General features: G+C 73.6%; 10 protein-coding genes and 1 pseudogene. 6 read left to right on the top strand and 5 right to left on the bottom strand.

The window, feature by feature from the left end; all coding sequences use genetic code 11:
* Nucleotides 1-54: 54 nt before the first annotated feature.
* Complete coding sequence (locus tag ABZS51_RS36225) at nt 55-1,713, bottom strand: serine/threonine-protein kinase (RefSeq protein WP_355450942.1); 1,659 nt, start codon at nt 1,711-1,713, stop codon at nt 55-57.
* A 182-nt stretch (nt 1,714-1,895) separates the two neighbouring features.
* Between ABZS51_RS36225 and ABZS51_RS36220 the strand changes: the two genes are divergently transcribed.
* Both ABZS51_RS36220 and dnaE read left to right on the top strand, forming a co-directional pair.
* Nucleotides 1,896-2,162 (top strand): DUF6504 family protein, encoded by a 267-nt coding sequence (locus ABZS51_RS36220; protein WP_310712188.1) that lies wholly within the window; start codon nt 1,896-1,898, stop codon nt 2,160-2,162.
* The gene (gene dnaE, locus ABZS51_RS36215) at nt 2,162-5,947 is read left to right on the top strand and encodes a DNA polymerase III subunit alpha (RefSeq protein WP_355450972.1); all 3,786 of its coding nucleotides are present in this window, start codon (nt 2,162-2,164) and stop codon (nt 5,945-5,947) included. Before ABZS51_RS36220 ends, dnaE begins: the two co-directional genes overlap by 1 nt.
* A gap of 42 nt (nt 5,948-5,989) precedes the next feature.
* Here dnaE and ABZS51_RS36210 read toward each other — a convergent pair whose 3' ends face one another.
* Nucleotides 5,990-6,682: a DUF4328 domain-containing protein gene (locus ABZS51_RS36210; protein ID WP_355450939.1), complete on the bottom strand. Its 693-nt coding sequence runs from the start codon at nt 6,680-6,682 to the stop codon at nt 5,990-5,992.
* A gap of 68 nt (nt 6,683-6,750) precedes the next feature.
* Nucleotides 6,751-7,398, bottom strand: a complete 648-nt coding sequence (locus tag ABZS51_RS36205; protein ID WP_355450936.1) for a response regulator transcription factor — start codon at nt 7,396-7,398, stop codon at nt 6,751-6,753.
* A gap of 91 nt (nt 7,399-7,489) precedes the next feature.
* Here ABZS51_RS36205 and ABZS51_RS36200 point away from each other — a divergent pair, with 91 nt between their 5' ends.
* Together ABZS51_RS36200 and ABZS51_RS36195 are read left to right on the top strand one after the other, a co-directional pair.
* Nucleotides 7,490-8,167 carry an ABC transporter ATP-binding protein gene (locus ABZS51_RS36200; RefSeq protein ID WP_355450933.1) on the top strand — a complete coding sequence of 226 codons (678 nt, stop codon included), beginning with the start codon at nt 7,490-7,492 and terminating at the stop codon, nt 8,165-8,167.
* Nucleotides 8,164-10,173 (top strand): FtsX-like permease family protein, encoded by a 2,010-nt coding sequence (locus tag ABZS51_RS36195; protein WP_355450930.1) that lies wholly within the window; start codon nt 8,164-8,166, stop codon nt 10,171-10,173. The genes ABZS51_RS36200 and ABZS51_RS36195 overlap by 4 nt, the downstream gene beginning before the upstream one ends.
* A 6-nt stretch (nt 10,174-10,179) precedes the next feature.
* Here ABZS51_RS36195 and ABZS51_RS36190 read toward each other — a convergent pair whose 3' ends face one another.
* Nucleotides 10,180-11,181, bottom strand: a complete 1,002-nt coding sequence (locus ABZS51_RS36190) for an LLM class F420-dependent oxidoreductase (RefSeq protein ID WP_355450927.1) — start codon at nt 11,179-11,181, stop codon at nt 10,180-10,182.
* Between the two features lie 79 nt (nt 11,182-11,260).
* Between ABZS51_RS36190 and ABZS51_RS36185 the strand changes: the two genes are divergently transcribed.
* Complete coding sequence (locus tag ABZS51_RS36185) at nt 11,261-12,703, top strand: sulfatase (RefSeq protein ID WP_355450924.1); 1,443 nt, start codon at nt 11,261-11,263, stop codon at nt 12,701-12,703.
* Here ABZS51_RS36185 and ABZS51_RS36180 read toward each other — a convergent pair.
* A complete protein-coding gene (locus ABZS51_RS36180; RefSeq protein ID WP_355450921.1) occupies nt 12,693-13,409 on the bottom strand; it encodes a FadR/GntR family transcriptional regulator in 717 nt (238 codons plus the stop codon). The two genes, ABZS51_RS36185 and ABZS51_RS36180, sit on opposite strands and share 11 nt — an antisense overlap.
* A gap of 89 nt (nt 13,410-13,498) precedes the next feature.
* Here ABZS51_RS36180 and ABZS51_RS36175 point away from each other — a divergent pair.
* Nucleotides 13,499-13,613, top strand: a pseudogene (locus ABZS51_RS36175) ((Fe-S)-binding protein); the annotation flags it as partial.

Here is a 13,613-nt window from a genome sequence, read left to right as displayed (position 1 = left end):
GTGGCCACGGCGTCGTACGGGTGGGGTGAGGTTCGGGCGGGGGTGCGGCGAACGTCAGGTCTGCTGCTGGCCCCGCAGGTCGAAGTCGTCGAACGTGGTGCGCAGCACCGACTCGCTGTCCTTGGGGGTGCGGGCGAACAGCCCCACGTACCCGTTGCCGAGCCCGTTCGGGTCGTCCACCTGCTGGACCCGATCGCCGTTGACCCACATCGTCAGCCGCACGGCGCTCCCGCGCTGCTCGCACGACGCCTCGATGCGGGCCTTGCCCGGCAGGCCGTCCACCTTGACCGGCTGCACCAGCGTGCCGCCCGAGCCGTCCACGATGCGCCGGATGCGGGCCTGCCCCGACGTGTCCAGGCCGAACTCGTAGGAGGTGCGGTCGTCGGCCGAGTGGCAGTACACGCCGTACTCGCCGCTGCCGACGACCTGCCGGACCTGCGCGGTGACGCCGACGACCACGCTCTGCGGCATCATCGGCGTCGGGGTGCTCGACGGCAGCGGCGTCCCCGTCGGCGTGGCGATGAGGTACGACGTGGGCGCCTTGATCCGGCGCTCCTCGTAGTCCTCCTCCACGTCGAGGCCGAACGTTCCGTCGGTGCGGTAGCCGTAGGAGGCGGTCTCGTCGGGGTCGTAGGTGCCGCCCCAGCCGCCGGAGGTCTGGGTGAAGTCCTCCTGGAGGAGCGTCGGCCCCTCGGGCGGCCCGCCGGGGGACAGGAACGTCCACGCCGCCAGGACCGCGCCGGCGAGCGCCACCGTCCCGACGGCCAGCCCGGCGGCCCGGAGCCCCCGCCTGCGCCCGCGCGAGGGGGATCCCGGCCCGCCGCCCGGGACCGGGTGCGGGACACCCGGCTCGGTGAACGGCGTCGTCCCCTGCTGCTGCCAGCTCAGCCGCACCGTCCGCGCCGCCTGCTCCGGCGCCGCCGAGCGGCCCACCAGGTGGTCGAGGAGCTGCTGCGCCGTCGGCCGGGCCGCCGGGTCCTTGCGCAGGGCGGCGGCGACCAGCTCGCGCAGCGACGGATCGACCTGGCTCAGGTCGGGCTCGGTGTTGAGCACCTGATAGACGATCGCGGGCAGCGTCTCGCCGCCGAACGGCGCCCTGCCGCTCGCCGCGTACGCCACCAGGCAGCCCCACGAGAACACGTCGCACGCCGGCGACACCGGGTCGCCCCGCAGCACCTCGGGCGCCATGTAGCGGGGCGTGCCGACGATCTCGCCGGTGCCCGTGACCCCGCTGAGCGTGTCGAGCGCCCGCGCGATGCCGAAATCGATCACCCGGGGGCCGACGGGCGACAGCAGCACGTTGGACGGCTTGAGGTCGCGGTGGACCACCCCGGCCCCGTGGATGGCGGTCAGGGCGGTGGCCACGCTGACGGCCAGCGCGTCGAGGCTGGATCCGCGCAGCGGCCCGGACTGCTCGACGGCCTGCTCCAGGTTGGGGCCGGGCACGTACTCGGTGACGACGTAGAGGATCCGGCCGTCGAGGGCCGCCTCCAGGACCGCGGCGGTACAGAACCTGCGCACCCGCCGGGCGGCGTCGGCCTCCCTGCGAAAACGCATGCGGAACTGCTCGTGCTGGCTGAACTCCGCGTTGATCACCTTGATGGCGACGCGCTGCCCCGCGGTGTCCTCGGCGAGGTGCACCGTGCCCATCCCGCCCCTGCCCAGCACGCTCAGCAACCTGTAGCGCCCGATGTGGGAGGTTTCACCGCTCACGGCGGGTTAGCTTACCGATATCGGGCTCGTCCGGGTGGGCCGACACGGGCTCGCCGCCGACCGGGCTCACCTGCGTGAGCGACTTGCGCTCCGAGCCGCAAAGAACATATGTTCGATATGTAAGAACACCCGCCTTCCCCCGGGTGGCTGAACACAGTCGAAAAGCCGCGGGGAGAGGCGTCTTGAGCAGACTCTATGGCGATCCGATCGAGGTGTGGACCCGGGAGGGCGAGCCCAGCCAGTTCGTCTGGCGTGACCGGCTCTATCTCGTGCGCCGCGTCCTCGACCACTGGGTGGTGACGCGCGAGTGGTGGAAGGTGCGGGAGGGCGATCCCGGCGAGCGCCAGTTCTGGCGGGTCGAGGCCAGCCCGGGGCGTGAGGCGGGCTCCTACGAGCTGAGGTTCGACACCGCCAGCGGCGGCTGGCTGCTCCTGAGGGCGTGGGACTGATGGGCGCGCCGTTCCCGCACCTCAACGTGGCCTCCGCCTACTCGATGCGGTACGGCACCGCGTTCCCGCGCGAGCTGGCGCGGCGGGCCGCCGACGACGGCATGGACATCCTCGCGCTGACCGACCGCGACGGTCTGTACGGGGCGGTCAAGCACGCGCAGGCGTGCGCGGACGCCGGGATCGGGCCGGTCTTCGGCGTCAGCCTCGTCCTCGCCGGAGCGGACGGCCCCGACGGCGCGCTCGACGGCCTCACCCTCGACTCCGGCGGCGCGCTCGACGACCTGAGCCCCCTCGCCCGGAGCCGGAGGCCGCAGCGCCCCCGCACCGGGGCGGACGCCGAGGACCGGATCATCGTGCTGGCCCGTTCGGGCGGCTGGTCCCGCCTGGCCCGGCTGGTCACCGACGCCCACTACGCGGGCGGGCGCGGCGAGCCGCGGGTGACCCGGGAGATGGTGGCCGCGTGGGCCGGCCCCGGCGTCACCCCCGACGACGGGCTGACGGTGCTGCTCGGCCCCCGCTCCGACGTGGGCCGGGCGATGGCCGCGCGCCGCGACGAGCGGGCCGCGGCGCTGCTGGGCCTGTGGCGCTCCATGGTGCCCGGGGTGGTGGTCGAACTGGTCGACCAGTACGGCTTCCGCGACGCCATCACCGCCGTCCGCATGCTCGCCCTGGCCGAGTCCGCCGGGGTGCCCGCCGTGCTCAGCAACGCCGTCAGGTACCTCGACCCGGACGACCACCAGGTGGGCGACGTGCTCGACGCGGCCCGCCAGCTCGTCCCGCTGCACCCGCGCCACCTGGAACGCACCACCTCCCACGCCTATCTCAAGGGCTCCAAGGACATGGCGATGGTGGCCGCGAAGATCTGCGGCTCCGACGCGCGCCGGGTCGCCGACCTGCTGCGCGCCACCCGCAGGGTCGCGGAGGAGTGCGTGATGGATCCGCGTGAGCTGCTCGCGCTGCGCGGCGACCCGCCCGCCCTGCACCTGCCCGAGATCGGCGCCGACCCGGTGCCGCTGCTGCGCCGCCGGGTGGAGGACGGGATGGCGGCGCGCGGCCTGGCCCGCTCCCGGGAGGCCGGCGAACGGCTCCGGGACGAGATGGCGATCATCGAGCGCAAGCGCCTGTCCGGCTACTTCATCGCCGTGTCCGACATCACCGACATGATCCGGCGGATGGGCATCCGGTGCGCCATCCGCGGCTCCGGCGCGGGCAGCCTGGTCAACTACCTCATCGGCATCGGCGAGGTGAACCCCCTCCACCACGGCCTGCTCATGGAGCGCTTCCTGTCGGAGGGCCGCGTCGGGCTGCCCGACATCGACGTGGACGTGGAGTCCGCGCGCCGGCTCGACTGCTACAAGGCCATCTTCGACAGGTACGGCGAGCAGCGCGTGGCCTGCGTGTCCATGATGGAGACCTACCGGGCCCGCAGCGCGATCCGTGACGTGGCGGGCGCCATGGGCCTGCCCCCGTACGAGATCGACGCGATCGCCAAGGCGTTCCCGCACATCAGGGCCAGGCAGATCACCGCGTCGCTGAGCGACCTGCCCGAGCTGCGCGACAGCAGGCTGGGGGAGGCGGGGCTGGACCGGGTGTTCAGGCTGGCCGAGAAGCTCGACGGGCTGCCCCGGCACATCGCGCTGCACCCGTGCGGGGTGCTGATCGGCAACTCCGGGCTGCGCGACCGCACGCCGGTGGAGCGCAGCCTGCTGGAGTTCCCGATGTCGCAGTTCGACAAGGACGACGTGGAGGAGGCGGGGCTGCTCAAGCTGGACGTGCTGGGCGTGCGCATGCAGTCGGCGATGGCGTACGCGCTGGGCGAGATCGAGCGCGTGGACGGCGTCGTGGTCCGGCTGGACGAGCAGCGCCCTCCCGACCCGCAGGCCCGCGACCCGGAGCCGCCGATCCCGGAGCCCCGGCCGATCCCGGACGCCCGGCCGGAGATTCGTTACGTACCGCACGACGACCAGGACACCTACGACATGATCTGCGCCGCCCGCACCCTGGGCTGCTTCCAGATCGAGTCGCCCGGCCAGCGCGAGCTCGTCGCCAAGCTGGAGCCGCGCGCGATGCACGACCTGATCGTGGACATCTCGCTGTTCCGGCCGGGACCGGTCAACTCCGACATGGTCACCCCCTACCTGGAGGCCAGGCACGGGTGGCGCGCGCCCTACTACCCGCACGAGCGGCTGCACGAGGCGCTGAAGGAGACGCACGGCGTCGTGGTCTTCCACGAGCAGGTGCTCAGGGTCATCGCGGTGATGACGGGGCGCGACCTGTCGTTCGCCGAGATGCTGCGGCGCTCGCTGTCCACGCCCGAGGGGCGGGAGCTGGTCCGCAAGACGTTCGTGCCGCTGGCCAAGGCGAACGGGTTCGACGACGCGACCGTGGAGCGAGCCTGGGAGGTGCTCGACGCGTTCGGCGGGTTCGGCTTCTGCAAGGCGCACGCGGCGGCGTTCGCGCTGCCCACCTACCAGTCGGCCTGGCTCAAGCGGCACCACGCGGCGGCGTTCTTCGCCGGGGTGCTCACCCACGAGCCCGGCATGTACCCGCAGCGCGTCATCATCGACGAGGCACGGCAGTGCGGGGTCACGATCCTGCCGCTCGACGTGAACCGGTCGGGCCGTGACTGGCAGGTGGAGCGCCTCGGGCCGCGCCCCCCGCTGCGGCTCCGGGTCCAGGCGGACGCGCTGGGCGAGCCCGGCGCGCCCCGGCGGGCGCCGTTCAGGGCCGAGGAGTTCAGGCCGGGGGAGCTGGGCAAGGGATACGCGCTGCGGGTGCCGTTCTCGGCGGTCAAGGGGGTGAGCGAGGCGGAGGTGGACCGCATGGTCGCGGGCCGGCCGTACACGTCGCTCGCGGACTTCTGGGACCGCGCCCGCCCATCGCGGCCGATCATGGAGCGGATCGTGCAGGTGGGTGGCCTGGACGCGCTGCACGGCCTGAGCCCGGGCGGCGGCGGCGACCGCTGGCGGCCCGGCCGCCTGACCCGCCGCGACCTGGTCGCCCAGGTGGGCGCCCTGGAACGTGCCTCCGCCTCGCACGTGGGGCACGCCACCGCCGGCCGCTCCAAGCGCTACGCCCCCGCCCGCCCCGTGCCGCCGGGCAGGCAGCGGGAGGGGGAGGCGGCGGCCGTGCAGCTCCCGCTCGGGTTCGGCGAGCACATGCCGCCGGGCGAGCTGCCCGAGATGACCGACGCCGAGATGGTGGAGGCCGAGCTGGAGATCCTCGGCATCGACGTCTCGCGCCACGTGATCAGCTTCTACGACGAGCTGCTCGACGCGCTCGGCGTCGTGCGCTCCAAGGACCTGCTGCGGCAGCGCAACGGCGCGGAGGTGCTGGTCGCCGGCGTCAAGGTGGCCACGCAGACGCCGGCCGTCCGCTCGGGACAGCGGGTCATCTTCACCACGCTCGACGACTCGACGGGCCCGGTGGACCTGACGTTCTTCGAGTCGGTGCAGGGCAGGTGCGCGGCGACGGTGTTCGGGGCGTGGCTCATGGTGGCCCGGGGAGTGGTCCGGCGCACGGGCACGCGGGCGGTCTCGCTGCGCGCGGTGGACTGCTGGAACCTCGCCGACCTCGAACGGGTGTGGCGGTCGCAGGGCGTCGAGGCGGTCCGGGCGCTGATGGCCCGCGACCCGGAGTCCCGGGGCGGCGTCGGCGGGCGGCCCATCGAGTACGCCAACGGCTTCCTGCTCTCGCCGTACTCCGACCTCGGCCCGGCGGTCGCGTCACCGCCGCGCAAGCTGTGGCACGCCAGCCCGGGCAGCTCCGGCCCCACGGCCGCCTGACAGGGCCCGGACCGGGCCGGACGGGGCGGCGGGGCCGGCGGATCAGCTCGCCTGGCCGAGCGGCGCCGACTCCGGCGGCGTCGCCGGCCGGCGCGTCCCGGGCAGCACGGTGGGCATGGCCACGCCGCGCGCCGAGCACTGGACGGCCGTGATCTGCCGGACGGTCGCCGCGCACAGCAGCGCCGCCGCCGCCAGCGCCACCAGCTCCGGCACGCCGACCCCGGTCAGCCCGTCGGCCGACGTCTCCCGCGGCAGCCGTACGAGCACCAGCGCCAGCGCGGTCAGCCAGCTCGTCCACCACGCCGCCAGCAGCACGAGCCAGCGGCGACGGCGGCCGGCCGGCGGCAGGGCGCCACGCCACAGCTCGTCGACCAGCAGGACGGGCGCCACCAGGTTGACGCCGGGGATCAGCCAGGCGGCGGCGACCGGCCCGGCCGTGGCGGACCGGTGGTCGGCCTGCCGGGCATGCACCAGCCAAGTGGTGTACGCGGCGGCGCTGGCGATCGTGGCGACGCCGAGCAGCAGGATGAGGACGGCGAAGAGGGTCACCGGGCCGACGACCGCCTCGGCATCCGCGCCTCGGGGACGGCCCTCGAACGCGGCGAGCTGGGCGGCGAGGCTGCGCCCCCGGACCAGCTCGAAGGTCACGAGGGCGCCCAGGCAGAGGACCTGCGCGGCGAGCGTCACGTAGACGGCGGAGGCGGCTCTCGTAGGCGGTGCCTGGGCGTAGCGCACGTTGGTTCTCCCCCCGTGCCATGCGCTGGGTTCTCCCTCACCTTGTATCCCGCCGAGCTCATTGTTAATCAGCCCACCACGCCGGATTCCCACGCCCAAGCTGCGATTTCCACCCGATTACGGACACCGAGTTTCGCCTGGATGCTGCCGAGATGCGTCTTGACCGTCGACAGCGAGACGAACAGCTCGCCGGCCACCTCCTGGTTGGTGCGGCCGCGGGCCACCAGCCGCACCACGTCGAGCTCCCGCTCGGTCAGCGGATCGTCCGGGGCGGGGGCGCCGCGCTGGGGCCTGGCCAGGTGGCGCAGCAGCCGCACGGTCACCGACGGCGACACCAGCGCCTCCCCGTCCGCCGCCGCCCGGACCGCCTCGATGAGCAGCGTCGGCCCGCTGTCCTTGAGCAGGAAACCGGTGGCGCCGGCCCGCAGCGCGCCGTAGACGTACTCGTCCAGGTCGAAGGTGGTGACGATGACCACCCGCATCGGGCTCTCCACGCCGGGCCCGGCCAGGGCGCGGGTCACCTCCAGCCCGTCCAGCTTCGGCATCCGGATGTCGAGCAGGCACACGTCCGGCCGCAGCCGCCTGGCCTCGGACACCGCCTCGGCGCCGTCGGCGACGGCCGCCACGACCTCCATGTCCGGCTGGGCGTCCAGGATCATCTGGAAGCCGGTGCGAACCAGTTGCTGGTCGTCTGCGATGAGCACCCGAATAGTCACGCCGAACACTCTAGGATCGGCCGTTCGGCCGAGGGACAACCGGACGCACGGCCGATCCGCCGCACGGGGCCGCGCCGGAAGACTTTCCGGCATGAACGACGTGCTCGCTGGACGTGAGCTGACCAAGAGATTCGGGCAGACGGTGGCCCTGGCCGGCGTGGACATGACGGTGCGGTCGGGGGAGGCCGTGGCGATCATGGGGCCGAGCGGCTCCGGCAAGTCCACGCTGCTCCACTGCCTGGCCGGCATCATGCGGCCCGACTCGGGGGAGGTGCGCCTGGAGGGCACCCGCATCGACGACATGGGCGAGCGGAAGCGCAGCGCCCTGCGCCGCACGCGCTTCGGCTTCGTCTTCCAGTTCGGCCAGCTCCTGCCGGAGCTGCCCGCCGACGAGAACGTGGCGCTCCCCCTCATGCTGGGCGGGGTGACGAGGACGGACGCCGTACGCCGGGCCAGGGAGTGGTTCGGCCCGCTCGGCCTGGGCGGCATGGAGACGAGGCGGCCCGGCGAGCTGTCCGGCGGCCAGGCGCAGCGGGTGGCCATCGCCCGCGCCCTGGTGACGCGGCCCGCGGTGGTCTTCGCCGACGAGCCGACCGGCGCCCTCGACCAGACGACCGGCCACGACACGATGCGGCTGCTGGTGGACGCCACCAAGCACAACGGGGCCTCGCTCATCGTGGTCACCCACGACCCGGGCGTCGCCGGCTGGTGCGACCGCACGGTCGAGGTCCGGGACGGCGTGCTGCTCGCCGCGGGGGCCCGATCATGAGCACGGGCACGAACGCGGGCCTGACCTGGCGGCTGCTCAAGGGCGGCGGGCGCAGGGGCATGCTCGGCACCTGGCTCACCCTGGGAGCCGTCGCGGTGTCCACGGCGCTGCTGCTGTTCGCGGTCACGGTGGACTTCGCCTTCGCCGACCGCGCCGACCGGGGCGCCTGGCGCAACCCGGTCGCCGCCGGCTCGCGCCCGGCCGTCGCGGTCGAGGCGAGCCGGCACGACTACGTGCGCGGCAGGGAGATCACGGTGGTGGACCTGGCGGCCCTGCCGGGGAAAAGCCCCGAGCCGCCGCCCGGCCTGCCGCGCCTGCCGGCGCCCGGCGAGGTGTGGCTCTCGCCCGCCCTGGCCGAGCTGGCGGACCGGCTGCCCCCGGCCGAGCTGGCCGCCCGCTACCCCGAGCGGGCCGGCGTGCTCGGAGACGAGGCGCTGGTCCATCCGGACGAGCTGATCGTGGTCGCCGGTCGCGCGCCGGACGCGCCGGAGCTCACGGCCGCGCGCAGCTCCGACTGGATCGTCGGCTCGCCGCCGGTCAAGGTTGCCTCGCTGGCGGGGGAGCCGACGGAGGACGCCGAGGGGTACCAGCTGCTCGCCCTCATCGCGAGCGTGCTCATGGTGGTGCCGCTGCTGGTGTTCGGCGGGGCCGCCGCCCGGCTCACGGTGGCGCGCCGGGACCAGCGGCTGGCGGCGCTGCGGCTGGTCGGCGCGACACCGGGCCAGGTGGTGGCCATGACCGTGACGGAGGCGGTGATCGTCGCGTTCGCGGGCGCCCTGGCCGGCGCCGCCGCGTACGGGCTGGCCGTGCCGCTGCTGTCCCGCGTGGAGATCGACGGCGGCCCGTGGTTCGTCTCCGACCTGTGGCCGAGCCCGCTGGTCATGATCGGGGCCGTGGTCGCGGTGCCGCTGCTGACCGGCCTGTCGGCCGTGGTGGGGCTGCGGCGGGTCGTGGTCAGCCCGCTGGGCGTGGCCAAGCGGGAGACGCCTCCCGGGATGCGGTTCGTGCGGATGCTCGGGCTCGTCGTGGCGCTCGCCGCCGTTCCGGTGCTCTCCCGCGGCACCAGCGCCGGTGTGATCGCGGTGGTGATCGGGCTGGCGTTCCTCTCCCTCAACCTGGCCGGCCCGTGGGTGGTGGGCCTGATCGGCAGGATCACCGCCGCCTCGGCCCGCCGCCCGGCCCGGCTGCTGGCCGGGCGCCGGCTGGTCGACGACCCGCGCGCGGCCTGGCGCACGGTGAGCGGCGTGGCCCTGACCGGCTTCGTGGCCGGCTTCCTCGGGCTGCTCAGCCCCGGAACCCTGGTCGGGGCCCAGGACACCGGCCACCTGCGTGTGACCGCGCCCGCCGGTCAGGCCGCGGCCGTGGCGCAGCAGAGCCGGGACCGGCTGAAGCAGGCCGGCGTGGCGGCCGCGGTGACGACGAGGAAGGACGTCGTCGTGATCGCTCTGAAGGACGCGGCCAGGATCACCGGCGAGGACGCGCGGCGGAAGAAGCCGGACGAGGCAGTCACCCAGGCGGACCCCGCGGTGCTCGACCGGGCGCGGACCGCCCTCACGGGCCTCGTGCCCGGCCGCGCGCCGACGACCCAGGCCGATGACGAGTCCTTCGGGAGCCGGCTCCTGGGCGACGTCGCCACGGGCACGGTCGTGGTGCTGTCGGTGTCGTTCCTGGTGGCCATCGCGAGCGCGGGCATCACGGCCGCCTCCTCCGTGCTGGACCGGCGCCAGACGTACGCGCTGCTGCGCCTGGCCGGCACGCCGCTGGAGGTGCTGGACCGGGCCCGCCGCGCGGAGACGCTGATCCCGCTGGCGCTCATGGGCGGCGGCGCGATCCTGGTGGGGGCGTTCTGCGGGATCCCCTTCATGATCACCGACCCGAACCTCTCGGGCCTGGTCACCCTCCTCGTGTGCGTCGCCGCCGGCTTCGCCGGGGTCGTCGGGGCGGGGGCGCTCAGCAGGCCGCTGCTGCGGTCGGTGACCGCCGACCCGGCGCCCCGCCCGGACTGACCGGATTCAGCCGAGGACCAGGTCGCGGACCGTGGTGAGCTGCTCCTCGTCACGCGGCCCCATGACCAGCAGGGACGTGATGGGGGAGGCGCGCCATGGTTCGAGGCGCTCCTTGATGCGCCCCGGCGGCCCCACGAGCGCGATGCCGTCGGCCAGCTCGTCCGGGATCGCCTGGAACGCCTCGTCCTTCCGGCCCGCCAGGTACAGCGCCTGGATCCGCTCGGCCGCCTCGGCGAAGCCCATCCGGCCCATGATGTCGGCGTGGAAGTTGCGGTGCCGGGCGCCCATGCCGCCGATGTAGAGCGTGAGCATCATCTTCACCCCGTCGAGCGCGGCCCGGACGTCGTCGGAGACGACCACCATGACCATGGCCGCGATGTCGAAGCCGGGGCCGCGCCGCGCGAGCGCGTCGCCGTACATCTCCTCGATCTTGGAGGGGAACGTGAACAGCGGCAGCCAGCCCTGCGCGACCTCGGTGGCCAGGGCGACGTTCTTGGGGCCCTCCGCGCCGAGGTAGACGGGGATGTCCGGGCGCAGCGGGTGCGTGATGAGCTTGAGCGGCTTGCCGAGCCCGCCGGGCAGGGGGAGGGGATAGTGCGGGCCGTCGCCGGTCACGGGCTCCTCACGCCGCCACACCTTGCGCATGATCTCGACGTACTCGCGGGTGCGGGCCAGCGGGCGGGCGAACGGCTGGCCGTACCAGCCCTCGACGACCTGCGGGCCGGAGGCGCCCACGCCGAGCAGCAGCCGCCCGCCCGTGAGATGGTCGAGCGTCATGGCGGTCATGGCGGTCGTGACCGGGGGGCGGGCCGAGAGCTGGGCGACCGACGTGCCAAGCTTGATGCGAGACGTGTGGGCCCCGTACCAGGCCAGCGGCGTGAAGGCGTCGCTGCCGTACGCCTCGGCGGTCCAGACCGAGTCGTAGCCGAGCCGTTCGGCGGCCCGGACGAGCTCGGTCGCGTCGTTGGGATGGCGCTGCCAGTATCCGAGGTTGAGGCCGAGTTTCATGACACCTCCAGAATTTAGTTCTATTACGGCGGCGCCGGCCTCGCGTGTCAATGCATGATCTACCGGGGAGGTCTGACCTGTGCTCAAGGGTCTGTGCCGCATAACCTCAGTCCTGCTGTTCCTCGCCGCAGTCCCCGCGGCCCTTCTCCCGGCGGCGTCGGCGCAGGCGCGGGCCTCGAAGCCGAACATCGTCATGGTGGTCGCCGACGACCTGGAGACGGGGACTCTGCCGTACTTCCCGAACATCACCCGGCTGGTGCGCGAGGGTGTCACCTTCGACCGGCACTTCGTGACGAACTCCTGGTGCTGCCCGTCCCGCTCGTCGATCCTGCGCTCCCAGTACGTCCACAGCCACGGCGTGTGGACCAACACCCCGCCCGAGGGCGGTTTCGACAAGTTCCACACGACAGATCTGGAACGTTCCACCGTGGGCGTCTGGATGCAGCAGGCCGGATACCGCACCGGGCTCATGGGCAAGTACCTCAACCACTATCCCGGCGGCAGTGCCGAGGAGACCTTCGTGCCACCCGGCTGGAACGAGTGGGACGTGCCCGTCCGCCGCCTCTACGAGGAGTACGGCTACCGCCTCAACGAGAACGGCAGCACCGTCGACTACGGCTGGGCCGAGGACGACTACCTGTCCGACGTGCTCGCCCGCAAGGCGAGCTCCTTCGTCACCGCCTCCGCCGAGCCGTTCTTCCTCCACCTCGCGCCGATCGGGCCGCACAACCCGAACAACCCGGCCGTCCGCCACGCCGACGCCTTCGCCGGGGCCAAGGCGCCCCGCACGCCCTCGTTCGACCAGGAGGACGTCAGTCGCGAGCCGGCCTGGCTGCGCCGGCACCCGAGGCTGTCGGAGAGCGCCATCGCCCGCGTCGACGAGCGTTTCCAGGCCCGGATGCGCTCCATGCTGGGCGTGGACGACCTCGTCGGCTCCGTCGTCGAGGCGCTGCGCGCCTCCGGCAAGCTCGACAACACCTACATCATCTTCACCTCGGACAACGGCTTCCATCTCGGCACTCACCGCCTCAAGCAGGGCAAGACCACGCCCTTCGAGGAGTCCATCCGGGTGCCCCTCGTGATCCGGGGGCCGGGGGTCGCGGCCGGCTCGACGGTCAAGGAGATGACGCAGACCGTGGACCTGGCGCCCACGTTCGCCGAGCTGGGCGGGGCGACGGTGCCGGCGTTCGCCGAGGGGCGCTCGCTGGTGCCGCTGCTGCGCGGGCAGCATCCGTCGCCGTGGCGCAGGAACGCGCTGGTCGAGTTCGCCAGGCCGGCCGACAAGTCCTCGGCCGCCCAGACGCCCGTTCCCGACTACCAGGCGGTGCGCACCGAGACCCACGCCTACGTCAAGTACGCGACGGGGGAGACCCAGCTCTACGACCTCGTCAAGGACCCGTACGAGCTGCACAACCTCGCCGCCGACGCGGACCCCGAGCTGGTGCGCAACCTCCAGGAGCGGCTCCAGGCGATGGTCGCCTGCTCGGGCGCGAACTGCCGGGAGGCCGACGTCAAGGAGTGACCCGTCCCTCCCCGGCCGGGGCGGGGTAGGCGCGCGCGAGGTGGTCCGTCACCGCCTCCGCCGCCTCGTCCGGATCGCCGTCCAGCACCGCCCGCAGGATGCGCCGGTGGTCGGCCTGGAGCCCCGAGGTGTCGCCGAGCCGGACGACGGCCTCGACCGCGTACCTGCGCAGCGAGTCGCGCAGCGAGCGCATGAACGCGGCCGTCAGCCGGTTGCCCGACGCCTCGGCGAGCGCGCAGTGGAAGGCCGTGTCGTGCTCCACGAACTCCTCGGCCGAGGCCGCCGCGTCCATCCCGGCGATCGCCTCGGCGAGCACCGAGGTGTCCGGGCCGGTCAGGGCGGCCCGTGCCGCCGCCCAGCGCTCGATCATCAGCCGGGTGTCGATCACCTCGCGCGGTTCCAGCGAGGCCAGCCCGAGGTGCAGGCGCAGCAGGTCGGTCAGTGCCGCGCCGGGCTTGGAGACGAGCACGGCCCCCGCGTCAGGTCCCCGGCCCACCTGCGACGACACCACACCGAGCGTCTCCAGCACCCGCATCGCCTCACGCACCGACGACCGGCTCACGCCGAGCTGCTCGGCGAGGTGCCGCTCGGCGGGCAGCCGGTCGCCCGCCGTCAGCCCGTCCTCGGCGATGCGGCGCTCCACCTGCGCGAGGACGTCCTCGAACGCGCGGGTCTTCCTGACGGGCTGCCAGCCGGTGCCGGTCAACGGGTCTCCCTTGATGCTATGGTCTGACCATACTGTGGTCTGACCATACCTCGGTTCCTCGTCAGGATCGGGTCCTCGGAAGGAGAGCGGTGCGAGTCGCCCTGTTCATCACGTGCGTGAACGACACGCTCTTCCCCGGCACCGGCAAGGCCGTCGTGTCCCTGCTGCGCCGGCTGGGCTGCGACGTCGACTTCCCCGCCGCGC

Source organism: Nonomuraea sp. NPDC005501, from assembly GCF_040605905.1.
Lineage (GTDB): Bacteria > Actinomycetota > Actinomycetes > Streptosporangiales > Streptosporangiaceae > Nonomuraea.
This window is presented reverse-complemented; position numbering and strand designations above follow the sequence as displayed.